The organism is Actinomadura rifamycini DSM 43936 (assembly GCF_000425065.1).
GTDB lineage: Bacteria > Actinomycetota > Actinomycetes > Streptosporangiales > Streptosporangiaceae > Spirillospora > Spirillospora rifamycini.
The window spans coordinates 306,069-327,345 of record NZ_AULB01000010.1; the positions used below are offsets into that span (position 1 = coordinate 306,069).

At 75.4% G+C, this 21,277-nt stretch carries 19 protein-coding genes; 6 read left to right on the forward strand and 13 right to left on the reverse strand.

What is annotated here, in order from left to right; all coding sequences use genetic code 11:
• Positions 1-23: 23 nt before the first annotated feature.
• On the reverse strand, positions 24-1,337 hold the full coding sequence (locus H505_RS41045; protein WP_051300497.1) for a hypothetical protein: 1,314 nt from the start codon (positions 1,335-1,337) through the stop codon (positions 24-26).
• Positions 1,338-1,574: 237 nt separating this feature from the next.
• Between H505_RS41045 and H505_RS0110130 the strand changes: the two genes are divergently transcribed.
• Positions 1,575-2,660, forward strand: coding sequence for an S-(hydroxymethyl)mycothiol dehydrogenase (locus H505_RS0110130; RefSeq protein WP_026401880.1), 1,086 nt, complete (start codon positions 1,575-1,577; stop codon positions 2,658-2,660).
• On the forward strand, positions 2,660-3,289 hold the full coding sequence (locus H505_RS0110135; RefSeq protein ID WP_026401881.1) for an MBL fold metallo-hydrolase: 630 nt from the start codon (positions 2,660-2,662) through the stop codon (positions 3,287-3,289). The genes H505_RS0110130 and H505_RS0110135 overlap by 1 nt, the downstream gene beginning before the upstream one ends.
• Positions 3,290-3,341: 52 nt before the next feature.
• Here the strand turns inward: H505_RS0110135 and H505_RS41050 are convergent, their stop codons facing one another.
• On the reverse strand, positions 3,342-4,964 hold the full coding sequence (locus H505_RS41050) for an adenylate/guanylate cyclase domain-containing protein (protein WP_084550056.1): 1,623 nt from the start codon (positions 4,962-4,964) through the stop codon (positions 3,342-3,344).
• Positions 4,965-5,124: 160 nt separating this feature from the next.
• On the opposite strand from H505_RS41050, the gene H505_RS0110145 reads away from it, so the two are divergent.
• Complete coding sequence (locus tag H505_RS0110145; protein ID WP_026401882.1) at positions 5,125-5,463, forward strand: SPW repeat protein; 339 nt, start codon at positions 5,125-5,127, stop codon at positions 5,461-5,463.
• Positions 5,464-5,530: 67 nt separating this feature from the next.
• A complete protein-coding gene (locus H505_RS0110150; protein WP_026401883.1) occupies positions 5,531-6,151 on the forward strand; it encodes a TetR/AcrR family transcriptional regulator in 621 nt (206 codons plus the stop codon).
• Positions 6,152-6,161: 10 nt separating this feature from the next.
• Here H505_RS0110150 and H505_RS0110155 read toward each other — a convergent pair whose 3' ends face one another.
• Complete coding sequence (locus tag H505_RS0110155; RefSeq protein ID WP_026401884.1) at positions 6,162-6,656, reverse strand: winged helix-turn-helix transcriptional regulator; 495 nt, start codon at positions 6,654-6,656, stop codon at positions 6,162-6,164.
• Positions 6,657-6,780: 124 nt separating this feature from the next.
• Here H505_RS0110155 and H505_RS0110160 point away from each other — a divergent pair, with 124 nt between their 5' ends.
• Positions 6,781-8,166 (forward strand): MFS transporter, encoded by a 1,386-nt coding sequence (locus H505_RS0110160; RefSeq protein WP_026401885.1) that lies wholly within the window; start codon positions 6,781-6,783, stop codon positions 8,164-8,166.
• Here H505_RS0110160 and H505_RS0110165 read toward each other — a convergent pair.
• Genes H505_RS0110165 through H505_RS0110175 form a run of 3 tightly spaced genes read right to left on the reverse strand, consistent with a single transcriptional unit; the run spans position 8,163 to position 10,886 of the window.
• Positions 8,163-9,554 carry a vWA domain-containing protein gene (locus H505_RS0110165; protein ID WP_026401886.1) on the reverse strand — a complete coding sequence of 464 codons (1,392 nt, stop codon included), beginning with the start codon at positions 9,552-9,554 and terminating at the stop codon, positions 8,163-8,165. The two genes, H505_RS0110160 and H505_RS0110165, sit on opposite strands and share 4 nt — an antisense overlap.
• A 1-nt stretch (position 9,555) precedes the next feature.
• On the reverse strand, positions 9,556-10,464 hold the full coding sequence (locus H505_RS0110170; RefSeq protein WP_051300498.1) for an AAA family ATPase: 909 nt from the start codon (positions 10,462-10,464) through the stop codon (positions 9,556-9,558).
• Positions 10,461-10,886 (reverse strand): hypothetical protein, encoded by a 426-nt coding sequence (locus H505_RS0110175; RefSeq protein WP_026401888.1) that lies wholly within the window; start codon positions 10,884-10,886, stop codon positions 10,461-10,463. The genes H505_RS0110170 and H505_RS0110175 overlap by 4 nt, the downstream gene beginning before the upstream one ends.
• A gap of 177 nt (positions 10,887-11,063) precedes the next feature.
• On the opposite strand from H505_RS0110175, the gene H505_RS0110180 reads away from it, so the two are divergent.
• Positions 11,064-11,420: a hypothetical protein gene (locus H505_RS0110180; RefSeq protein WP_026401889.1), complete on the forward strand. Its 357-nt coding sequence runs from the start codon at positions 11,064-11,066 to the stop codon at positions 11,418-11,420.
• A gap of 78 nt (positions 11,421-11,498) precedes the next feature.
• Here H505_RS0110180 and H505_RS0110185 read toward each other — a convergent pair whose 3' ends face one another.
• The 7 genes from H505_RS0110185 to steA form a co-directional block, all read right to left on the reverse strand.
• Entirely contained in the window at positions 11,499-13,697 is a 2,199-nt protein-coding gene (locus H505_RS0110185; protein ID WP_026401890.1) for an acyl-CoA dehydrogenase family protein, read from the reverse strand.
• Between the two features lie 77 nt (positions 13,698-13,774).
• Positions 13,775-14,824, reverse strand: a complete 1,050-nt coding sequence (locus H505_RS41055; RefSeq protein WP_034517334.1) for a TerC family protein — start codon at positions 14,822-14,824, stop codon at positions 13,775-13,777.
• 235 nt (positions 14,825-15,059) lie between these two features.
• Positions 15,060-16,301: a glycosyltransferase family 4 protein gene (locus tag H505_RS0110195; RefSeq protein WP_211238438.1), complete on the reverse strand. Its 1,242-nt coding sequence runs from the start codon at positions 16,299-16,301 to the stop codon at positions 15,060-15,062.
• Positions 16,291-17,910: a murein biosynthesis integral membrane protein MurJ gene (gene murJ / locus H505_RS41060; RefSeq protein ID WP_034517336.1), complete on the reverse strand. Its 1,620-nt coding sequence runs from the start codon at positions 17,908-17,910 to the stop codon at positions 16,291-16,293. Before murJ ends, H505_RS0110195 begins: the two co-directional genes overlap by 11 nt.
• 51 nt (positions 17,911-17,961) lie before the next feature.
• Positions 17,962-18,957, reverse strand: coding sequence for a hypothetical protein (locus H505_RS0110205; RefSeq protein ID WP_051300499.1), 996 nt, complete (start codon positions 18,955-18,957; stop codon positions 17,962-17,964).
• A 4-nt stretch (positions 18,958-18,961) separates the two neighbouring features.
• Positions 18,962-19,918, reverse strand: coding sequence for a copper transporter (locus tag H505_RS0110210; protein WP_026401893.1), 957 nt, complete (start codon positions 19,916-19,918; stop codon positions 18,962-18,964).
• Positions 19,915-21,153 carry a putative cytokinetic ring protein SteA gene (steA, locus tag H505_RS0110215; protein ID WP_084550058.1) on the reverse strand — a complete coding sequence of 413 codons (1,239 nt, stop codon included), beginning with the start codon at positions 21,151-21,153 and terminating at the stop codon, positions 19,915-19,917. The genes H505_RS0110210 and steA overlap by 4 nt, the downstream gene beginning before the upstream one ends.
• Positions 21,154-21,277 lie beyond the last annotated feature (124 nt).

Here is a 21,277-nt window from a genome sequence, read left to right on the forward strand (position 1 = left end):
CCGGCGCCCCCCCGGGCCCGGGGTCACCGCAGGCCGGCGAACCAGCGGACCGTCCGGCCCGTCGCCGCCACGTTCGACCCGAGGTGCCGCGACCCCTCGTGGAGCCGGTCGTCCAGATCGACGACGGACACCGGCGCGCCGCGCTCCCGCAAGGACGCCGCGCAGGCCGCGGTGTTCGCGGTGACCGCCTGCTCGTCGCCGTCCATCCGGTACAGCCGGACGGGCGCGCGCGGCGTCCAGGCCGTGCAGACCTCGGCGTCCACGCGGAGCCCCTCGGCGAACGTCCCCGACGGGTGCCGCAGCAGGTCCATGCCCCGCGGGGTGAGCAGCTCCTCGAGGGTCCCGGGGAGTCCCCGGAGCATGACGGGGCCGGGCGTGGTCCCGTCGAAGTACTTCTCGACGCGGGCGGCGTAGGGCGTCCGGAAAAGCTCCGACGGCTCGCGGTAGACGCCGCCGTAGACCCGGTTCCAGGACGTGAGCAGGTACGCGGCGTAGGCGACGCCCATCCTGGGGTCGATCTCGCCGTTCAGCAGCGCGGGCAGCTCCGCGCCGCGGAAGTCGTAGGCGCCGCTGACCGGCGCCACCGCGCGGACCCGGAACCGCCGGTCGGCGCCCTCCTGGAGCGCCCGCGCCAGCCCCAGCGCGGACGAGGCGCCCTGCGAGAACCCGGTGACCAGGACGTCCCGCTCGAGCGCGCGGCCGCGGCGCGGCGCGAACGCGCGGGCCGCCCGCAGCATGTCCAGCGCCGCCGACGTCTCGGACGGCACGTGCTTCCACGGGTGGACGCCCGGTCCCTCGCCGAGGCCCAGGTAGTCGGGGGCGACGGCGGCGAACCCGGCGGCGCCGAAGGCGACGGCCGGGCCGCGCGCCCACGCGTCGTCCGCGACCGAGGGCGCGTCCGGCTTGTAGCTCGTCGTCCCGTGCGTGTAGGAGACCGTGCGCAGCCGCCGCTCGGCGCTCCGCGGGAGCACCAGCAGGCCGCTCGCGACGGTCGGCCGGCCGTGCGCGTCGATCGTCCGGTAGACGAGCCGGTAGGCGTCCGTTCCGTACCGGACGGACGCGGTGTCGAAGCCGGCGCCCGCCAGCCACGGGCGGATCTCGGCGGCGGTCATGCCGCCGAGGTGCCGTGCCGACACCGGGCTCCCCCGGCGCGCGTCGGTGTGCCCGGGCGCGGCGGCCGCGGCCGCGGCGGCGTCCGCGCGGGGCGGGGTGTCGGCGGCCAGCGCGCCGGCGGTGACGGCGCCGGCGACGAGGGCTCCCGCGGCGAGGCCGGCGGCGACGCGGGCGGCCGGGCGGGCGGTCGGGCGGGCGGTGGTGCGGGCGGTGGTGCGGGGCATCGGTTTCCCTTCCGTGTTCGGTCCCCCCAGCCTTCAGGCGCCGCCGCCGCGCCCTCCACACCCGCGCTGGTGATCTTCGGACCGCTACCTGAGCGGGTGCGGTGTCCCCGCGTGGTCGTGCCTCGCCGCCCCCGGCCCGGGCGGAAGCACTTTTTCCGGTCGATGAAAGTGGCGTGTGACGGGCGGGGCGGGGATTAATAGGGTCGTCGGACACCGCTACGACGAGGAGACACGAGCATGGCGCAGCAGGTACGCGGGGTCGTCGCACCCGGCAAGGGGGAGCCGGTGCGGATCGAGACGATCACGATCCCCGACCCCGGCCCGGGGGAGGCGGTGGTGGACGTCCAGGCGTGCGGGGTCTGCCACACCGACCTGCACTACCGGGAGGGCGGGATCAACGACGAGTTCCCGTTCCTGCTCGGGCACGAGGCCGCCGGGTTGGTCGAGTCGGTCGGCGAGGGCGTCACCGAGGTCGCGCCGGGCGACTTCGTGGTGCTGAACTGGCGGGCCGTGTGCGGGCAGTGCCGGGCGTGCCTGCGGGGACGCCCGTGGTACTGCTTCGACACCCACAACGCGTCGCAGAAGATGACGCTGGCGGACGGCACGGAGCTGACGCCGGCCCTCGGCATCGGCGCGTTCGCCGACAAGACGCTGGTGGCCGCCGGGCAGTGCACGAAGGTCGACCCGGCGGCGAAGCCGGAGGTCGCGGGGCTGCTGGGCTGCGGCGTGATGGCGGGCCTCGGCGCGGCCATCAACACCGGGAACGTCGGCCGGGGCGACTCGGTCGCGGTCATCGGCTGCGGCGGGGTCGGCGCGGCGTCGGTGCTCGGCGCGCGGCTGGCCGGCGCCGCGAAGATCATCGCGATCGACCTGGACGAGCGCAAGCTCGCCACCGCGACGTCGCTCGGGGCCACGCACACGGTCCACGCGAAGGACGCCGACGTCGTCGAGTCCGTCCGGGAGCTGACCGGCGGGTTCGGCGCGGACGTCGTGATCGAGGCGGTCGGCCGCCCGGAGACCTACGAGCAGGCGTTCTACGCCCGCGACCTCGCCGGGACGGTCGTGCTGGTCGGCGTGCCGACGCCGGAGATGAAGCTCGAGCTGCCGCTGCTGGACGTGTTCGGCCGCGGCGGGTCGCTGAAGTCGTCCTGGTACGGCGACTGCCTGCCCTCGCGCGACTTCCCGATGCTGATCGACCTGTACCTGCAGGGACGCCTCGACCTGGAGGCGTTCGTCACCGAGACGATCGGGCTCGGCGACGTCGAGGCGGCGTTCGACAAGATGCACCGCGGCGACGTCCTGCGCTCGGTGGTGATGCTCTGATGGCGGCCCGCATCGACCACCTGGTCACGTCCGGGACGTTCTCGCTGGACGGCGGCACCTGGGACGTCGACAACAACGTGTGGATCGTCGGGGACGACGCCGAGGCGGTCGTCATCGACGCGGCGCACGACGACGCGGCGATCCGGCGGGCGCTGGACGGCCGCAGGCTGGTGGCGATCGTGTCGACGCACGGGCACGACGACCACATCGACGCGGCCCCCGCCCTCGCCGACGCGACGGGCGCGCCCGTCCTGCTGCACCCGGACGACCTGATGCTGTGGAAGCAGCGGCACCCCGACCGCGACCCGGACGGCGTCCTGGCGGACGGCCAGGTCGTCACGGTCGCCGGAACGGACCTGACGGTCCTGCACACTCCGGGTCACAGCCCCGGCGCCGTCTGCCTGCACGCGCCGGAGCTGGGCACGGTGTTCTCGGGCGACACCCTGTTCCAGGGCGGTCCCGGGGCGACCGGGCGGTCGTTCTCCGACTTCCCGACGATCATCACGTCCATCCGGGAGCGGCTGCTGACGCTGCCGGAGGACACCGTCGTCCGCACCGGCCACGGCGACTCGACCACGATCGGCGCCGAGGCCCCGCACCTCGAGGAGTGGATCGCCCGCGGCCACTGACGCCGCTCGCTGCGCCCCGACCCGCGCCCGCCCCGCCCGCCCGGTCCCGTCCCTAGGACGGGTCGCCGGCGGGCGCGGCGAGGCGGGTGGGGCTCGTGCGGCCGCGCAGGACGACCTCGTCGCCGAGGGCCCACCGCGCGGCCTCGTCCGGTCCGGCGGCGTCGAGGAGCGGACCGGCGGCGAGGACGCGCGCGGGCGTGGTCTTCGCCAGGTCGGTGAGCCGCGCGGCCTCGTTCACCGGGTCGCCGATCACGGTGTACTCGAAGCGCTCCTCGGCGCCGATGTGCCCGGCGACGGCCTCGCCGGCGGAGACCCCGACGGCCGCCTCGACCCCGCGGACCTCGGCGCGCAGCCGGGCCGCCAGCTCGCGGCCCGCCGCGAGCGCGCGGGCGGGCGCGTCCGGCAGGCCGACCGGCGCCCCGAAGATCGCCAGGGCGGCGTCGCCCTCGAACTTGTTGATCCAGCCGCCGTGCGCGCCGACGACCTCGACGACGACGGCGAAGAAGTCGTTGAGCAGCTTGACGACCTCGGCGGGCGGGCGGTCCGCGGCGAGCCGGGTGGACCCGATGATGTCGACGAACAGCACCGCGACCTCGCGCAGCTCGCCGCCGAGGTCGACGCCGCGCTCGACGGCGACGCGGGCGGCGTCCGCGCCGACCTGCCGGCCGAACAGGTCCCGGAGGCGCTCGTGCTCGCGCAGGCCGGCGGCCATGTGGTTGAACCCGGCCTGCAGGAGGCCGACCTCGCTCCCGTCGTAGACGGGCACTTCGACGTCGAGGTCGCCGTGCTGGACGCGGGCGAGGCCGTGCCGGACGGACTCGACGGGGTCGGCGATCGCGCGGGCCGCGCCGTAGGTGACGAGGAAGCCGACGACCAGGGCGACGCCGCCGAGGGTGAGGACCGCGACGGCGAAGTCCCGGACGGTGATCCGCGCGATGAGGAACGAGCCGACGGCCAGGGTGATCAGGCCGAGGATCGGGACGGCGGTGCCGAGCGCCCACGCGAGGACGGACCGGGCGACGACGCCGGGCAGGCCGGTGCGGCGCGGCAGCTCGCTGCGCAGCGCGGTGGTCACCGCGCGGCGGAGCAGCCGCTCGGTGAGCAGGTAGACGATCGTGCAGGTGGTGAGGCCGCCGAGCAGGCTGGTCAGGCCGAGCTTCACGGCGAGCAGCCAGGAGAACGGCAGGTTGATCAGGACCCAGCCGACCGTCCCGATGCCCCACAGGGTCAGGTGCAGGGCCATCAGCCGCAGCGGCCCGTACAGCAGGAGGGAGCGTTCCCGGCGCCGCGGCTCGTCGTGCCGTTCGACCAGGCGGTGGACGCGGCGGAAGAACCGTTCGCCGAGGACGAGCCCGGCCGGCACCGCTGCGGCCACGTAGACGGTGAACACGACCAGGTTGATCAGCTTGATGCGTTCGGAGAAGTCGCCGACCGGGTCGGGGACGACGACGGCGAACAGCAGCACGACGAGCGCGCCGCCGAGGTTGGCCAGACCGGTGGCGACCGTGACCAGGATCCGGGCGCGCCGCGCGACGGCGGCCCGCGAGTCGCCGGGGCGCCCGTCGATCAGCCGCCACAGGGGGCCGAGCAGGGTCCGCCGGGGCCGCGGCGCGGTCGCGGGGGCGAGCGCCGCGCCGGGCCCCGAGGACGGATCGTCCGCCGTATCGGTCTCCATGGGCGTGCAGGGTAGCCGGTCGGCCGGACTGTCCGTCGGTACCGGCCATGTCACCCGAAAGAGGGATAGGTCCGCCCTTTCAGTCAGATTGACCGGTCGGTCAATCAGGGCACCCTCTCCGGTACCGGACCTGACGGAGCACGACCCCCGGAGGTGGCACATGGACAAGTTCGCGTGGCAGGACGGGGTGGCCTTCGCGGCCGGGCTCGTCGCGCTGCTGGCCCCCAACCTGTGGGCCGACGACGCGGGCGAGCAGCCGCTCATGGTGCTCGGCGCCCTGCTCGCGCTCGCGGGCCTGTACGCGCTGCTCGGCGCGCCCGGCCCGACGGCGTGGACGACGACCGCGTTCGCGCTGCTGATCTTCGTGTCGCCGTGGGCGTTCGGGTTCACCGGCGCCGACGCGGCGGCCTGGACGGCATGGATCGTCGGCGCCGTCGCGACTATCGTCGGCCTGTGGGGAGCCACCCAGGCGCGCGGCCGGACGCCCGCCGCGACCTGAACCTGAACCCGAAGCGGTCCCGGACGCCCGCGCGTCCGGGGCCGTCCGGCATGTGGGGGGAGCGCCGATGAGAACGCGGCCGTCCGGGAAGCACGAGCCCGATATCGAGCCGGCGGCGGGCGGCGGGGAGGTCTCGTCCCGCACCCGCATCCTGGACGCGGCCGAGGCGCTGTTCGCCGAGCGCGGCTACGAGGCCACGTCGACGGCGCGCATCGCGCGCCGTGCGAAGGTCCCGAAGGGGCTCGTGTTCCACTACTTCCCGCAGAAGATGGACGTCCTGGTGGCGCTGATCGACGAGCGGACGTTCGTCGAGGAACTCGACGCGTCCGGCGGCGCCGGGATGGACGACGCGGTGCCGGGCGACCCGGCGGGCACCCTCTCGCGGCTGGCCCGCAAGCTGCCGCTGCGGGCGTCCCCCGCGATGCGCCGCATCCTGTTCCGCGAGGCCGATACGCACACGTCCGTCCGGGAGCGGCTCGGGCGGCTGAACGGCGAGGTGTTCCTGCGGGCGCGGCACGCGCTGGAGCTCGCGCTGCCCGGCGCGCGCGGCGACCAGGCGCGGCTGGAGGTCGCGGCCGCGACGTTCACGGCGGTGCTGATCTACCAGGAGAACCTGGCGAGCGTCACCGGCCAGCACCTCGACCCGGACGCCGTCGCCGAGCTCATCGCGCGCGCCCTGGGCGCCTGAGGGCGGCCGGTCAGGTCCGGATGGGCTCCAGCAGCCGGTGCGGGGAGCGCAGGACCCGGCTGACGGGGTCGTCGCGGTGCCGGACGCCGGGCCCGGCGTGGATCTCCAGGTCCTCCATCGGGACGGTCGCGCCGCAGGACGGGCACGTCCCGTCGGGCCGCACGCGGCCGCCGCAGCCGACGTGGACGAACAGCCGGCAGGGCTCGGCGGACAGGTGCTCCTCGCTCCACCGGGCGAGCCCGTGCACGACCGGCCACAGGTCGCGGCCCCTCCCGGTGAGCACGTAGTCCTGCCCGTCCTTGGCGAGCACGCCCGCCTCGACGAGGGACTGCAGCCGCGCCGACAGCACCGCGCGCGGGATGTCCAGATGGACGAGGAAGTCGCTGAACCGCCGGACGCCGTACATGGCGTCACGGATGATCAGCAGCGTCCAGCGCTCCCCCACGACCTCCAGGGCGCGGGCCAGCGAGCAGTCCTGCGCCGCGTAGTCCTTGCCGAGTGCCATGCGCCCACACTAGCCGAGTCGAGGTTCAATGAACGAACCATGGCGTGCTACGGTCGCCGAGTTCAATGAACGAACCGACCGGCGGCCAGGCCGGTCCGTTCGCCGGACCACCTCGGGAGTGCGCATGACCACCCTGGCGACACCCGCGGCGCGCGGGCGCCGCGCGGAGGGCCCCTCCGCCGCGCTGGCGCTGCCCGCCGCCGCGACCCTGCTGGCGCTCATGAACTACTGCGCCCCGGCGGCGACGCTCGCCGACACCGCCCGCGGCCTGCACGCGGGGGCGACCGCGCAGATCTGGCTGATGAGCTCCATCAGCCTCGGGCTGGCGGCGGCGCTGCTCGCCGTGGGCAGCCTCGCCGACGACCACGGACGCAAGCGGATGTTCGTCCTGGGCGCGGCTCTCCTCGCCGTCTCCAGCGTCGCGTGCGCCCTGGCGCCGGACGCCCTCACCTTCGTCGCCGGCCGGATCGTGCAGGGCGCCGCGAGCGCCGCGCTGCTGGCCACCGGCCTCGGCATCGTCGCCGCCTCCTTCGGGCCGGGCCCGCGCCGCGCCCGCGCCACCGGCACCTGGGGCGCGATGGTCGGGCTCGGCATCGCCCTCGGGCCGATCGCCGCCGCCGGGCTGACCGTGCTGGGCGGCTGGCGGCTCTGGTACTGGGCGACGGTCGCCGCGGCGGCGCTGCTCGCCGTGGTGGCGGCCCGCGCGCTGGAGGAGTCCCGCGCCGAGCGCCCGCGCGGCCTGGACCTCCCCGGCCTGGCCGCCATGAGCCTCGGCGTGGGCGCGCTGGTCGCGGCGATCACCTGGGGGCGCGCCGGCTGGACGAGCCCCGGCGTCCTCGCCCTGTTCGCCGCGGCGGCCGCGCTGCTGGCCGCGTTCGTCGCGGTCCAGGCGCGGCGCCGCGACCCGATGGTCGACCTCGCGCTGTTCCGGCGCCCCGCGTTCCTGCTGTCGGTGACGGGCGCGCTGGTCACCGGGCTCGCGATCATCGGCGTCATGACGTACTCGGCGACGATGATGAGCCTGGTGATGGGCCTGTCGCCGCTCGCGGCGGCGCTCGTCCTCGCGATCTGGTCGGGGCTGTCGTTCCTCGTGGCGCTGCAGGCGCACCGCCTCCCGGCCCGGCTGCCCGTCCGCCGGCTGCTGGCCGCCGGGTTCGCGCTGGCCGGGGCGGGCGAGCTGGCGATGGCGGTGTTCGCGCCGGGGGCGCCGTGGTGGCGCCTCGCGCCGGGCCTCGCCGTCGCGGGCGTCGCGAGCGGGCTGACGAACGCGATGCTCGCGCGGCTCGCCGTCGACAGCGTGCCCGCCGACCGCGCGAGCATGGGGTCGGGCGCGAACAACACCGCCCGCTACATCGGCGCGTCCGTCGGCGTCGCGATCGTCGGGGCGGTCGCGACCGGCTCCGGGCACGACCCGGCCGCCCTCGCGCACGGGACGAACGTCGCGCTCGTCGTCTCGGCCGCCGCGGCGCTCGCGTACGCCGCCCTGGCCCTCGCCATCCGGGAGCGCTAGGCCAGGTCCTCGACGAAGGCGGCGAGCTGGACCAGGTTGCGGCACTCGTGCATCTCCACGATCTCGCCGTAGCGGGACGCCGCGGAGTCGCCGGTGTCCCACAGCCGGCGGGGCTCGGGGTTCAGCCAGTGCGCGTGGCGGGCGCGGTCCGCCAGGTCCCGCAGGACCGGCAGGGACAGCTCCCCGTAGTTGGACCGCGCGTCGCCGAGGATCAGCAGCGACGTCTTCGGCCCCACCGCGTCCCCGTACCGGTCCGCGAACACCTTGATCGCGTGCCCGTAGTTGGAGCGGCCGGTGATCCAGACGAGGTCGGCCTCCTCGGCCATGCGGGTCATCGCGTCGGCGACGTCCGCACCGGGCCGGAAGTACTTGGTGATCTCGTCGGTGGCGTCGATGAACGCGAACGCCCGCACCTTGCTGAACTGCTCGCGCAGCGCGAACGTCAGCAGCAGCGTGAAGTGCGCGAACGCCGACACCGAGTCGCTGGCGTCGCACAGCACGACCAGCTCCGGCTTGTGCGGGCGCCGCGGCCGGTAGTGGGTGGCCAGCGGCACTCCCCCGCTGCCCAGGGACGCGCGGACGGTGCGGCGGAAGTCGAGCCTCCCGCGGTCGCCGCGCCGCTGCTTCTGGACGAGCCGGGTGGCGAGGCGCCGCGCCAGCGGGTACACCTCGCGGCGCAGTGCGTCCAGCTCGGCACGTCCCGCACTGGAGAAGTCGAGGCGCTCCAGCGGCGGCCGCACGGTCAGCCGCGCCGTCCGCTCGACGCCGGTGTCCTCGGCGATGCGGCGGCGCACCTCCCCGGCGACGAGGTCCTCGAACCGGGCGATGCGGTCGCCGAACGTGCGGCGCGCGATCCGCTCGGCCATCCCGCCGCGCTCCCGCCCCTGCAGCACGGCGTTCAGCAGCCCCGCCATGAGCGTCTCGGGCGACAGGGCCCGCAGGACCCCGGAGGAGAACCAGGCGTCCTGCCCCTCGGGCCGCCCGTACTCGGCGACGGCCGTGCGGGCGAACTGCCGCAGGCCCGCGTCGTCCCCGGTCAGCAGCAGGTCCGCGAGCTCCTCGCGGCGCAGCCGCACCCGGGGGTCCAGCGGCGCCGGGACGGGGCGCCCGTCGGCGCCGAGCGTCCGCGCGGCGCGCTCGGGCGGGGCGCCCGCGCCGTCCCCGACGGCGGCCGGGAACCACAGGTCGAACAGCCGGTCGAACGCGAGCCGGTGCGCGGGCCGCTTGACCACCGTGGCGGCGTACGCGGCGCGCAGCGCCGCCCGGTCGAGCAGGTCGACCGCCTGCACGGCGCGGACCGCGTCCAGGCCCTCGGCGACCGACACCGGCAGCCCGGCCTCGCGCAGCGCCGCCACGAACCCGGTGTGCCGGTCGACGAGCGACGCCATGTCAGCCCAGCCCCAGTTCCTTCGCCGCGCGCTCCTGGTCGGACGCGTGCTTGAGCACGACGCCGAGCGTGCGGGCGACGGCCGCCTCGTCCAGGTCGTCCAGCCCGAGGGCGAGCAGGGTGCGCGCCCAGTCGACGGTCTCGGCGATCGACGGCGCCTTCTTGACCTCGAGCGCCCGCAGCGTCCCGACCGTCCGGACGAGCTGCTCGGCCAGTTCCGCCTCGATGCCGGGGACCTGCGCGAGGACGATCTCGCGCTCCCGCTCGGGCGCCGGGTAGTCGAGGTGCAGGTAGAGGCAGCGGCGCTTGAGCGCCTCCGACAGCTCCCGGGCCGCGTTCGAGGTGATCAGCACGAACGGGCGGCGGACGGCCTCGACGGTGCCGAGCTCGGGGATCGTGACCTGGAAGTCCGACAGGACCTCCAGCAGCATCCCCTCCACCTCGACGTCGGCCTTGTCGGCCTCGTCGATGAGCAGGACGGTCGGGCCGGTGCGGCGGATCGCCGCCAGCAGCGGCCGCTCGAGGAGGAACTCCTCGGAGAAGATGTCGTCGTGGGTCTCCTGCCAGGCCCGGTCCTCCGGCGCCGCCTGGATGGCGAGGAGCTGCTTCTTGTAGTTGAACTCGTACAGGGCGCGGGCCTCGTCCAGGCCCTCGTAGCACTGCAGCCGGATCAGCTCGGACCCGGTGGCCGCCGCGACGGCCTTCGCCAGCTCGGTCTTCCCGACGCCCGCGGGCCCCTCCACCAGCAGCGGCTTGCCCAGCGCCTGCGCGAGGTAGACGGTCGTGGCGATCGCCTCGTCGGTCAGGTACCGGACGGCCGCCAGCCGCGCGGCCGCGTCGGCGGGCGAGGCGAACGCGCCGTCCCCCGCCGGCCCGCCGGACGCGGCCTCGGACACCGTGCTCTCGCTCATCCCTTGACCTTCGTGTACGTCTGCTTCGTCCCGCCGAACGTCAACTCGTCCCCCTTCTCACTGAGGGTGACACCCCAGTTGGACTCGGTCTCCGGGTCGCCGCCGTTCCAGGAGAACCGGAACGCGCGCCCGCCCTCGTGGATCACGCTGCCGCTCCACAGCTCGTGGCGGCCCTTCTTCCACACGCCCCTGCCGTCCGCGGCGAACTGGAAGTAGTCCTTGGTCTTGCCGACCCAGCGCCCGACGAGCGGCTCGACCGCCGCCGGCGACACCCGCGGCAGCGGCGCCACCGCGGTGGGCGGCGCGGACGCGGCCGCGCCCGTCCCGCCGTGGCCGCCCTCCCCGCCCCCGCCGCAGCCGGTGAGGACGAGCGCGGCGGCCGCGCACCCGGTCAGAGCGGTCGTTCGGGTCCGCAGTCCCACGGGAACCTCCGGAGCGTCTCGGCGGCGAAAGCGGCAGTGTACCGGCGGGTAGCGGCCGGGGGGCGGCCCCGCCCGGGGGCCGGCCGGCGGGGCCGCCGACCCGCTCCCTGCGGGGGACCCGGAGGTTACCTCCTCCGGGTGACGCGCCCCGAGGGCGCGCCCGCGTATAACCGGAGCATGACGAGCCCACGCCTGCCCCGCGAGGACCTGACCGCGGCGCTGGCCGCCCGGCGGGAACTGGGTCCCGACTACGACGACGCCTTCATCGAGACGGTCGTGGACCGCATCCAGGAGGCGCTCGACGCCCGCGCCGCGCACGCCCCGGCGCCCGCCAAGCGGGCCCGCCCCGCCCGGGCGCACGCGCCGGTGACGTCCGAGCGGGACCACGGCCTCGCCCTCGCGGTGCTGTCGCTGCTCGCCGCGATCCCGCTGACCGCGATCACGGCGATCAACGCCGGGCTTCCGGGACTGGTGTTCACCCTGGCGGCGATCGTCCTGCTGAACGTCACCTACAACTTCCGCCCGCGCCGCTAGCCGGGCGCCCCCGCGCGGTCCCGGACGCGCGGGGCGTCCGGGACCGCGCGGGGCTAGCCGGCGACCGCGGATCGCCGGCTACTTGCCGGGCTCGGGGTCGCGGGGCAGGCCGAGGAGGCGCTCGCCGATGATGTTCAGCTGCACCTCGGTGGTGCCGCCGTAGATCGTCATCGAGCGGCTGAACAGCATCGCGCGGGCCACGATGCCGCCCTCGGTCATCGGGACCTCGGTGGTGGCGGCCGCGCCCTGCGACGCCCAGCAGTAGTCGGCGACGTCCTGGTTGAACTGGACGCCGAGGAGCTTGCGGACGCTCGCCTCCGCGCCCGGCTCCACGCCGTTGAGCTGCTTCAGCGTCGTGCGCAGGCCGAGCAGGTCGATCGACTGGCCCTGCGCGATGAGCTTGCCGACCTCGCCGGCCGCGACGGCGTCCAGCTCCTTGCCCCGGAAGAACTTCAGCAGCTCGGGGACGCCCATGCCGAGGCCGCCGCCGGTGGACAGCGACACCCGCTCGTTGGACAGGGTGTTGCGGGCGACCTGCCAGCCCTTGTTCACCTCGCCGACGACCTGGTCGTCGGGGACGAACACGCCGTCGAGGAAGACCTCGTTGAACAGGGCGTCGCCGGTCAGCTCGCGGAGCGGGCGGACGTCCACGCCCGGGGCCTTCATGTCGACGAGGAAGTACGTGATCCCGTCGTGCTTGGCGGCGTCGGGGTCGGTGCGGGCGATGCAGAAGCCCCACTGGGCGTGCTGCGCCATCGACGTCCAGATCTTCTGGCCGGTGAGCTTCCAGCCGCCCTCGACCCGCTCGGCCTTCATCGACAGGGAGGCCAGGTCGGAGCCGGCGCCGGGCTCGGAGAACAGCTGGCACCAGACCATCTGCCCGCGCAGCGTCGGGCGCAGGAACCGCTCCTTCTGCTCCTCGGTCCCGTAGCGGACGAGCGAGGGCACCAGCCACGCGCCGATGACCAGGTTCGGGGCCTTGACCCCGGCGGCCTTCAGCTCCTGCTGGATGAGGACCTGCTCGACCGGCCCGGCCGCGCGGCCCCACGGCTTCGGGAAGTGCGGGACGGTCCAGCCCTCGTCGCCCATCCGGGTGTTGCGCTCGGTCTTGTCCTCGATCTCCGCCAGCGCGGCGATCTCGGCCTGGATCCGCTCGCGGGTCGGCTGCGCGTCCTCGTCGAGCTCCAGGACCACCTCGCGGCGGCCGCCGGCGAGGGCGGTCGCGGCGACCTCGGCGGCCCAGTCCTTCGCGGGGCCGAGCAGCGCGCGCAGGGTGAGCGTCCGGCGCAGGTACACGTGCGCGTCGTGCTCCCACGTGAAGCCGATGCCGCCGAGGATCTGGATGGCGTCGCGGGCCGTCCGGACGCCCGCGTCGGCGGCGATCACCGCGGCGACCGCGGCGGCGAACCCGGCGTCGGGCGAGGCGTCGTCGAGCGCGCGGGCCGCGTCCCAGGCGGCGGCGCGGGCCTGCTCGAGCGCGATGAGCATCCGGGCGGCCTTGTGCTTGACGCCCTGGAACTGCCCGATCGGGCGGCCGAACTGCTCGCGCACCTTCGCGTACTCGGCGGCGGTGGTGACCAGCCAGTCGGCGGCGCCCGCCGCCTCGGCGCCGAACAGCGCCGCCGCGAGGTTCCGGACGGCCCCGGCGGTGATGTCGTCCAGCAGCCGGTCGCCGGTGACCGTGACCCCGGACGCCTCGACCTTCGCGACCCGCCGGACCCGGTCCAGGCTCTCGACGGGCGTCACGGTGACGTCGGCGGCGTCCACCGCGACCCAGTGCTCGGCGCCGTCCTCCGCCGTCACCGGCAGGACCAGCACGTCCGCGAGGGACGCGCCGAGCACCGTGGCGGCCTCCCCGGACACGACGAGCGCGTCGCCGTCGCGGCGCGCGGTGAGCGCGCCCTCGAGGGCGACCGCCGCCGTGCGGGACCCGTCCGCCAGGACCGGCAGCAGCTCCGCGCACGCCTTGGCGTTGCCGGACGCGTCGATCACCGCGCTGGCGAGCACCGTGGGGAGGAACGGGCCGGGCGCGGCGGCCCGGCCCAGCTCCTCCAGCACGATCGCCAGCTCGAGCAGGCCGTAGCCCTGCCCGCCGTGCTTCTCGTCGAGGTGCAGGCCCAGCAGGCCCTGCTCGGCCAGGGCCGACCAGAAGGCGGGCCTCGTCTCTTCGTCCGCGTCCAGCGCGGCCCGTACGACCGTCGCCGGGATGTTGCGCTCGGCGAAGCCGCGCACCGATTCGGCGAGCGCCTCGTGCTCCTCGGTCAGCCCGATGGCCATGCGTCCAACCCTTCTGAGACCGCTTTTCGCGCGATTCTAGAACAGAGTTCTGTTCTGGCGGGACGGCGGCCCGGGTCTCAGTCGAGCGCGGTCCGCGCGTCCCGCTCCTCGCCGGCCGCCGCGGCGGCCTCGACCTGCGCGCCCTTCTCCCGGTCCGGCGCCGCGCCCGCCGTCGCGGCCTTCTTCGCGGCCTTCTTCGGCGGGGCCACGAGGCTGACCACGGTGACCGCGACGAGGGTGCCGGCGATGACCGAGAGCGACAGCCAGATCGGGATGTCCGGGGCCCAGTGGAAGCCGTACTCGTGCAGCGCGTGCAGCACCAGCTTGACGCCGATGAACCCGAGGATGAACGCCAGCCCGTGGCTGAGGTAGGCGAGCCGCTCCGCGAGGCCGCCCAGCAGGAAGTACAGCTGCACCAGGCCCATCAGGGCGAACGCGTTGGCGGTGAACACCAGGTACGGCTCGGTGGTCAGACCGAAGATCGCCGGGATGGAGTCGAGCGCGAACAGCACGTCGGTGGTGCCGATCGCGATCATGACGATCAGCAGCGGGGTGGCGAGGCGGCGGCCGTTCTCCCGGGTGAGGAACCGGTTGCCGTCGTAGGCGTCGGCCGTCGGGATGACCCGCTTGGCCCAGCGCAGGATGCCGTTCTCCCCGACCTCGTCGTCGTCCTCGCCGCGGACGAGCCCGAAGGCCGTCCAGATGAGGATCGCGCCGAAGATGAAGAACACCCAGGTGAAGGCGGCCAGCGCCGCCGCGCCGACCGCGATGAAGATGCCGCGCAGCACCAGCGCGATGATGATCCCGGCCATCAGCACGGTGTGCTCCGACCGCTTCGGCACGGCGAACCGCGCCAGGATCACCATGAACACGAAGAGGTTGTCGACGCTGAGGCTCTTCTCGGTGACGAAGCCGCCGAAGTACTGCGCGGCGTACTCGCCTCCGGAGAACGCCCAGACGCCGAGGCCGAACACCACGGCGAGGCCGATGTAGACCGACGACCAGAACGCGGCGCGCCGGGTGGTGAACTCCCGGGTGTCGTTCCGGTGGATGAGGAACAGGTCGGCGAGGATGACGGCGAGGATTCCGACGAGCGTCAGAACCCACACCCAGGGGGCGACGGACAAGGTGAACTCTCCTCCGGCGGACATGTTTGAGCGCCGGAGGTCTCTCCCGCCCTGCAGGGAACGGGCCGCGGAACCCGAGCCGGTACGGACCGGCCGTGCTGACGAGAACCGCGCGCAGGGATACTCCCCTCCACTGCCTCCTTAAACGCGGTCCCCCAACGGCCGGTTCCCGCATCGCCAAGATTTTTTGACGTCTTCCCGAACCCGGACCCGCCGGAGAGCGTCTAAGGTCCTGTCACTCGCCGCTCCCGCGCCGGGCCCGCCCCTCCCGCAGCTCCCGGTAGAGGCGGACGAGCTGGTCGACGGCGTCGTCCTCGCCCGGCAGCAGCGCCGCCCGCGCGGCGGCGGCCGACGCCAGCCGCGCCGCGAGCGCCGGGTCGTCCAGCACCCGGCTCACCGCGCGCTCCAGCGCCCCGGCGTCCCCCGGCGGGACGAGCAGCGCCGCCTCGCTCTCGGGGCCCTGCAGCAGCCCGCCGCCCGTCCGGTCGGCGGCGCCCACCAGCCTCGGGATCCCGCCGACGCGGGTCGCGACCAGCGGCCGCCCCGCCCGCAGGATCTCCTGCACGATCAGCGGCTGCCCCTCCCACACGCTCGGGACGGCCGCGACGTCGGCGGCCGCCAGCAGCTCGGGCACGTCCCGGCGGCGGCCCAGCAGCACCACCGGCAGCCCCTCGCGGTCGATGCGGGCGCGCAGCCCGTCCTCCAGCGGCCCGTCGCCCGCGATCGCGACGAGGGGCCGCGGCTCCCGGGCCGCCCACCCGCGGGCGGCGTCCAGCAGCGTCGGGAAGCCCTTCTGGTCGGCGAGCCGCCCCACCGCGAGGACCAGCGGGCGCTCCCCCACCCCCAGCTCCGCGCGCCGGTCGGCGCGGGCGGCCGGGCCGGGCTGGGCGCGCGGCGCGGGCGACGGGACGAGCGCGTGGCCCGTCGAGCGGGCGCCGAGGTCGCGCATCCGCTCCTCCAGGTCCGGCGACACCCCGAGCACGACGTCGGCGCCGCGCGCCACGACGCGTTCCAGCGCCCCGTAGACCGCGGCGGTCCGGCCCCCGGCGATGACGGCGTTGTGCAGGGTGACCGCCAGCGGCGGCCCGCCGCGCGCGATCCGCAGCGGCCCGGGCGCGGGCCGCGCGCACGCCGCCGCCGCGAACGCGCCCGCCCGCAGACCGTGCGCGTGGACGACGTCCGCGCCGCGCAGCAGCGTCCGCAGCCGCGCGACGGCCTTCGCGTCCCGCAGCGGGCGGGGCCGGTCGGCCAGGTCCACGGCGGCGAACCGGACGCCGGACCGCGCGAACCCGAACCTGGCGTCGGTGTCGGCGGGCCCGCACACCACGACCCGCGCGCCGCGCTCGGCCAGCCCGGCCGCGACCGACCGCACGTGCCGCCCGACACCGCCCGCGGCCGTCCCGAGGACGAGCGCGACCCGCAGCCCGTCCACCCGGTCCACCCCTGCCAGCCCCTTCGGCTCCGGCTCATCCGGCATCTCGCGCGACCTTCCTGGTGAGGACGGCCCGCAGGTCCCGGCCGTCGATGGCGAACACGATGATCACGAACACGGCGGCGGCGACGGCGGCCGCCAGGATCCCGGTGCCGATGGCCGTCGCCTGACCGTCCGCGCCGGCCAGGGCGGACACGGCGTACCCGGCGGCGCCTCCCCCGGCGCCGCCCGCCAGGCCCGCCGCCAGCACCCGCGGGACGCCCTCCAGCGCCGCCCGTCCGCGCGCCCGCAGCAGCACGGCCAGCAGCAGCGCCCCGGCCACCGTCATCCCGATCGCGTTGCCGGCGCCGAGCGCGGCGACGACGGACCCGCGGTCCACGAGCGCGACCAGGACCAGGTCGGCGGCCATCACCGTCACCCACCCCGCGACGACCGCCAGGGCGGCGGCCCGGCCCCGGTGGCAGGCGTACAGCACGCGCTGCCCGAGGTGGGCGACGAGCCCGTAGCCGAGCAGCCCCGGCGCGAACGCCAGGACGGCGCGGGACAGCACGTCCTGCTGGGCCGGGGCGCCCGGGTTGAACACCACCGACACCGGGAGCGCGACGGCGAGCAGGACGGCGGCGCCGGCGCACGTCACGAGGATCACCGCGCGGGTCGTCGCGGCGGTGATCCGGTCGAACCGCTCCCGGTCCTCCTCGCCGGCGCGGGCCGACAGCATCGGGAACGCGCTGGTGGCGATCGGCACCGCGAGGATCGCCCACGGCAGCAGGTACAGCGCCCAGGCGTACTGGTAGTTGGCGAGCGCGCCGCCGGTGCCCTGGTAGCTGAGCCGCACGACGAGCAGCGCCGCGACCTGCTGCGCCGCGACGGTCGCGATGCCCGCGAGGGCCAGCCGCCGGACCCGCCGCGCCACCCCGTCGGGGAAGCGCAGCGCGGGCCGCAGCCCGAGCCGCAGCCGCCAGGCGGCGATCCCGGCCGTGACCGCCATGGCGACGCCGCCGAGCGCGGTGCCGACGGCGAGGGTCAGCTCGGCCGAGCGCGGCAGCTCCGCCAGGTCGTTCTCGTAGCCCCGGCCGAGCGGCGCGTACGCGACGTAGGCGCCGATCACCACCAGGCTCGACATCAGCGGCGCCAGCGCGGGCGCGACGAACCGTCGGTGCGACTGCAGCAGCCCGTACAGCACGACCGCGATGCCGTACATCAGCATCTGCGGCGCCATGATCGCGAGCATGGTGGAGGCGACGTCGGTGAGGGGCCCGCGCTCGCACCCCTGCAGGTCGCCGCCCACCATCAGCTCCACGATGGGGCCGGACGCCAGCGCCATCAGCGCCGACAGCGGCACCATCAGCACGACGACCCAGGTCAGCAGCGCCGACCCGATGCGGCGCACCTCGGCGCGGTCGCCGCGGTCGGCCGCGGCGGCGAGCACCGGCACCACCATGCTCGTCAGGGCGCCGCCCGCGACGATCTCGTAGACGATGAGCGGGAGCTGCGTCGAGGTGAAGTACGCCTGGCTGAGGCAGGACGTGGTGACGGTCTGCGAGAAGGCGTAGGTGCGGCCGAATCCGGCGAGCCGGGACAGCACCGTGATGATCGCGATGACGAGGGCGGCCCCGGCGATGCCGCCGGTCAGGCGGCGCAGGGACGGGGGCATGCTCGGAGTTCTCTGGAAGGGTTCACGGTGGGATGCAGGGGGGACTTCCGCCTACACGGGGTCGGGGGCCGACGCGCCGTCCTCCGCGGGACCGGCCTGCGGCGGCACGGCCGCGGCCCGCGCGGCGGCTCCGGGGGCCTGCTCGGGGACGGGGCGGCGGCCGAGCATGTCGATGCGGTGCAGCACCGGCGTGTCGCGGATGACCTTGGTGAAGCTGACCTTCTCGCTGGCGGCGTTCAGCCCGACGACGGCGGCGAGCACGGCGAGGCGCGGGCCCCGGCCGAGGCGGGTGGCGGCCAGGCCGAGCAGCGCGCCGAGGGCGTTGGCGCCGGTGTCGCCGAGCATCGCCCGTTCGGCGAGGTCCTCGGGGAGGAGCGCGGCGGCGGCGCCGAGCGGCGCGGCGGCCACCGCGGACCCGGCGGACGTCAGCGCCAGCGGCGCCCCGGTGATCAGACCGACCTTCACGGCACGGCCCGGGCGCAGGTCGAACAGGTTCATCAGGTTGGCGCTCCCTGCGACGAGCGCGCCGTTGACGGCGGTGTCGAACGCGCGGCCCGTGCGGGTGGGCGCCGGCGACCCGGCGATCGCGGCGGCGGCCAGCCCGGTCGCGCCGATCCCGAGGATCTTCACGGCGCCGCTGGTGACCTCGCCGCGGGCGAGGGCGCCGAGGTGCCCCTTGAAGCCGCGGGACGCGCCCGAGCCGGTCAGGTCGTCGTAGCCGCCGAGGACGCCCGACCCGGCGCCCGCGAGCAGCGCGGCGGCCCGCAGCCGGCCGCCCGGCCCGGCCCCGAGGCCGGGGGCGAGCAGGCCGCCCGCGACGGCGCCCGCGGCGAACGCGGGGCCCTCCAGCAGGGTGACGGGCTCGCCGCGGTGGTTCGTGCGGCCCCAGACCTCCCGGCCCGGGACGCCGTTCAGGCCCGGCGGGCGGCGGGTCAGCGCCGTGTAGGCGGCGCGGGCGGCGACGGCGCCGAGCACCGCGCCGGCCGCCGTCCGCAGGGCGCGGGCGCCCGCCCCCGCGCGTCCCGCCGTGCCCGCCGTACCGCTCATCAGGTCACCCGCTCTTCCCCGCCGTGGGCGCGGGCGAGGGCAGGTAGCCGCTCACTCCGGCGCCCGTCCCGTACTGCCCGGACTCGCCGCTCAGCTCCTTCTGCAGCGCCAGGATCGCCACGACCTGACCGGAGGCGGTGTCCACGATGTCGACGGTGGAGACCGACTCGGCGGCGTCGGAGTCGCGCAGCGCCGCGATCAGCCCGCCGTCGCTCGCGGCGGGCGGCGGGCCGCCCACGACGGTACCGCTTCCGGCGCCGTCGAGGGCGGACGCCAGCGAGATCAGCGCCTCGTTGGCGTCGTCACCGCCCTCGTAGGCGTAGGCGGCGGCCGGGGCGACCATGACGGCGAGGGTCGCGCGGCGGCCCGGCTCGCCGGTCGTGGTCACGTACCCGGCTTCGGTGAACGCGCCGAGGACCGCGCCGGTCGCGGCGTCCTCGCGGCCGGCCTCGGCCGGTTCGCGGGTGACGAGCGCGCTCGCGAGCACGGCGCCGGCCTTGTCGTAGGTGCCCGCGTCCGCGGGGAACTCGACCCCCTCGGCCTTCAGCCGCCCGGCGAGCGCGTCGACGGTGGCGCGCTGGTCGCCGTCCAGCAGCTTCTTCTGGACGGTGACGCGGCCGGTGACGGCGGCGCCGGCGTTCTTCACCAGCTCGCCGACCCGCTCGATGCTGTCGTCGCCCGCGCCGGGCGTCTCGACCAGGACCACGGACTGGCCCTTGAGGCGGTTCTCGACGATCTGCGGGGCGAGCACCCCGGCGAACTGCTCTTCGCCGTTGACCCGGTGCTGCAGGTCGCGCTGCGCCTCCCGGGCCTGCTGGGCGCTGTCGGCGGCGGAGTTGGCCTGTTCGCGCAGGGTCTCGCTGACCGAGTTCGACAGGGTGGTGGAGCCCAGCACGATGCCGAGCGCGAGCGCGAGGAAGATCGCGACGATGGAGACGAGGTGGTATCGGAAATCGATCACGAGAAGAGTCCGGTGAGCCAGAAGACGAAGGCGTGCCAGCGATCGGCCAGCAGGGGGCCGATGACGCCTCCCGCCGGCGACGTGGCGACGGCGGTGACGATGGCGACGAGCGCGCCGAGGACGAGGAACAGCAGCGACCAGGTGGAGATGCGGCTGCGGTAGAGCCGGCTGACGCCCTTGGCGTCGACGAGCTTGCTGCCGACCCGCAGCCGGGTGAGGAACGTGCTCGCCATGCCCGCACGGCCCTTGTCGAGGAACTCCTCCATGTTGGCGTGCGTGCCGACCGCGACGATGAGCGAGGCGCCCTTCTCGTCGGCGAGCAGCATCGCGCAGTCCTCGCTGGTGGCCGTGGCCGGGAAGGTGATCGCGTCCTGCCCGAGCTCCTGCACCCGCTTGAGGCCGGGCGCGCGGCCGTCCCGGTAGGCGTGCACGACGATCTCCGCGCCGCAGGTCAGCGCGTCGTCGGAGACCGAGTCCATGTCCCCGACGATCATGTCGGGGCGGTAGCCGGCCTCCAGCAGCGCGTCGGCGCCGCCGTCCACGCCGATCAGCACCGGCCGGTACTCGCGGATGTAGGGCCGCAGGGTGGCGATGTCCTCGCGGTAGTGGTAGCCGCGGACGACGATCAGCGCGTGCCGCCCGTTCAGCTTCGTCCGCACCTCGGGGACGCCGACGCCGTCGATGAGCAGGTCGCGCTCGCGCTTGACGTACTCCATCGTGTTGGCGACGAACGCCTCGAGCTGGGTGGACAGCCCGGCCTTGGCCTCGACGAGCGCCGCCTCGACGGTCTCGGCGGTCTGCGCCATGCCCTTGGTGACGACCTCGTCGCCGCGGAAGACGGTGCACTCCTCGACGCGGACCTGGTCGCCCTCCTGCAGCTTGGTGAAGATCTCCGGGCCGACGTCGTCGACCAGCGGGATCCCGGCCTCGACCAGGATCTGGGGGCCGAGGTTGGGGTAGCGGCCGGAGATGCTCGGCGCGACGTTGACGACGGCGCCGACCTGGCAGGACACCAGCGCCTCCGCGCTGACCCGGTCGAGGTCGACGTGGTCGATGACGGCGACGTCGCCGGCCTGGAGCCGCTTGGTGAGGTTCTTGGTGCGGCGGTCGAGCCGGACGGTGGCGCTGACCCCCTGCCGGCCGTCGTCGCGGCCGCGGCCCAGCGCGAGCACGCGGCGCGGCAGCCGCTGGGCGAGGCCGGCGCGGCGCTCGGTGGTGGGTGACGGGTCGTTCATCGCTTGCCATCCTGCCAGAGCACGGGCGCGAACAACGGTAAGGACGACCGTCCAGGCGTGTCCGTTCCCGCACCCTCTGTAGTCTTTGGGGCTTCGACGAGGCGCGTACCGCGCCCCCGATTAC

What these genes read in the sequence shown, in the direction of transcription:
- H505_RS41045 (WP_051300497.1), bottom strand. Translation starts at nt 1,337, where the DNA reads ATGCCCCGCACCACCGCCCGCACCACCGCCCGCCCGACCGCCCGCCCG.
- H505_RS0110130 (WP_026401880.1), top strand. Translation starts at nt 1,575, where the DNA reads ATGGCGCAGCAGGTACGCGGGGTCGTCGCACCCGGCAAGGGGGAGCCG.
- H505_RS0110135 (WP_026401881.1), top strand. Translation starts at nt 2,660, where the DNA reads ATGGCGGCCCGCATCGACCACCTGGTCACGTCCGGGACGTTCTCGCTG.
- H505_RS41050 (WP_084550056.1), bottom strand. Translation starts at nt 4,964, where the DNA reads ATGGAGACCGATACGGCGGACGATCCGTCCTCGGGGCCCGGCGCGGCG.
- H505_RS0110145 (WP_026401882.1), top strand. Translation starts at nt 5,125, where the DNA reads ATGGACAAGTTCGCGTGGCAGGACGGGGTGGCCTTCGCGGCCGGGCTC.
- H505_RS0110150 (WP_026401883.1), top strand. Translation starts at nt 5,531, where the DNA reads ATGAGAACGCGGCCGTCCGGGAAGCACGAGCCCGATATCGAGCCGGCG.
- H505_RS0110155 (WP_026401884.1), bottom strand. Translation starts at nt 6,656, where the DNA reads ATGGCACTCGGCAAGGACTACGCGGCGCAGGACTGCTCGCTGGCCCGC.
- H505_RS0110160 (WP_026401885.1), top strand. Translation starts at nt 6,781, where the DNA reads ATGACCACCCTGGCGACACCCGCGGCGCGCGGGCGCCGCGCGGAGGGC.
- H505_RS0110165 (WP_026401886.1), bottom strand. Translation starts at nt 9,554, where the DNA reads ATGGCGTCGCTCGTCGACCGGCACACCGGGTTCGTGGCGGCGCTGCGC.
- H505_RS0110170 (WP_051300498.1), bottom strand. Translation starts at nt 10,464, where the DNA reads ATGAGCGAGAGCACGGTGTCCGAGGCCGCGTCCGGCGGGCCGGCGGGG.
- H505_RS0110180 (WP_026401889.1), top strand. Translation starts at nt 11,064, where the DNA reads ATGACGAGCCCACGCCTGCCCCGCGAGGACCTGACCGCGGCGCTGGCC.
- H505_RS0110185 (WP_026401890.1), bottom strand. Translation starts at nt 13,697, where the DNA reads ATGGCCATCGGGCTGACCGAGGAGCACGAGGCGCTCGCCGAATCGGTG.
- H505_RS0110195 (WP_211238438.1), bottom strand. Translation starts at nt 16,301, where the DNA reads ATGCCGGATGAGCCGGAGCCGAAGGGGCTGGCAGGGGTGGACCGGGTG.
- murJ (WP_034517336.1), bottom strand. Translation starts at nt 17,910, where the DNA reads ATGCCCCCGTCCCTGCGCCGCCTGACCGGCGGCATCGCCGGGGCCGCC.
- H505_RS0110205 (WP_051300499.1), bottom strand. Translation starts at nt 18,957, where the DNA reads ATGAGCGGTACGGCGGGCACGGCGGGACGCGCGGGGGCGGGCGCCCGC.
- steA (WP_084550058.1), bottom strand. Translation starts at nt 21,153, where the DNA reads ATGAACGACCCGTCACCCACCACCGAGCGCCGCGCCGGCCTCGCCCAG.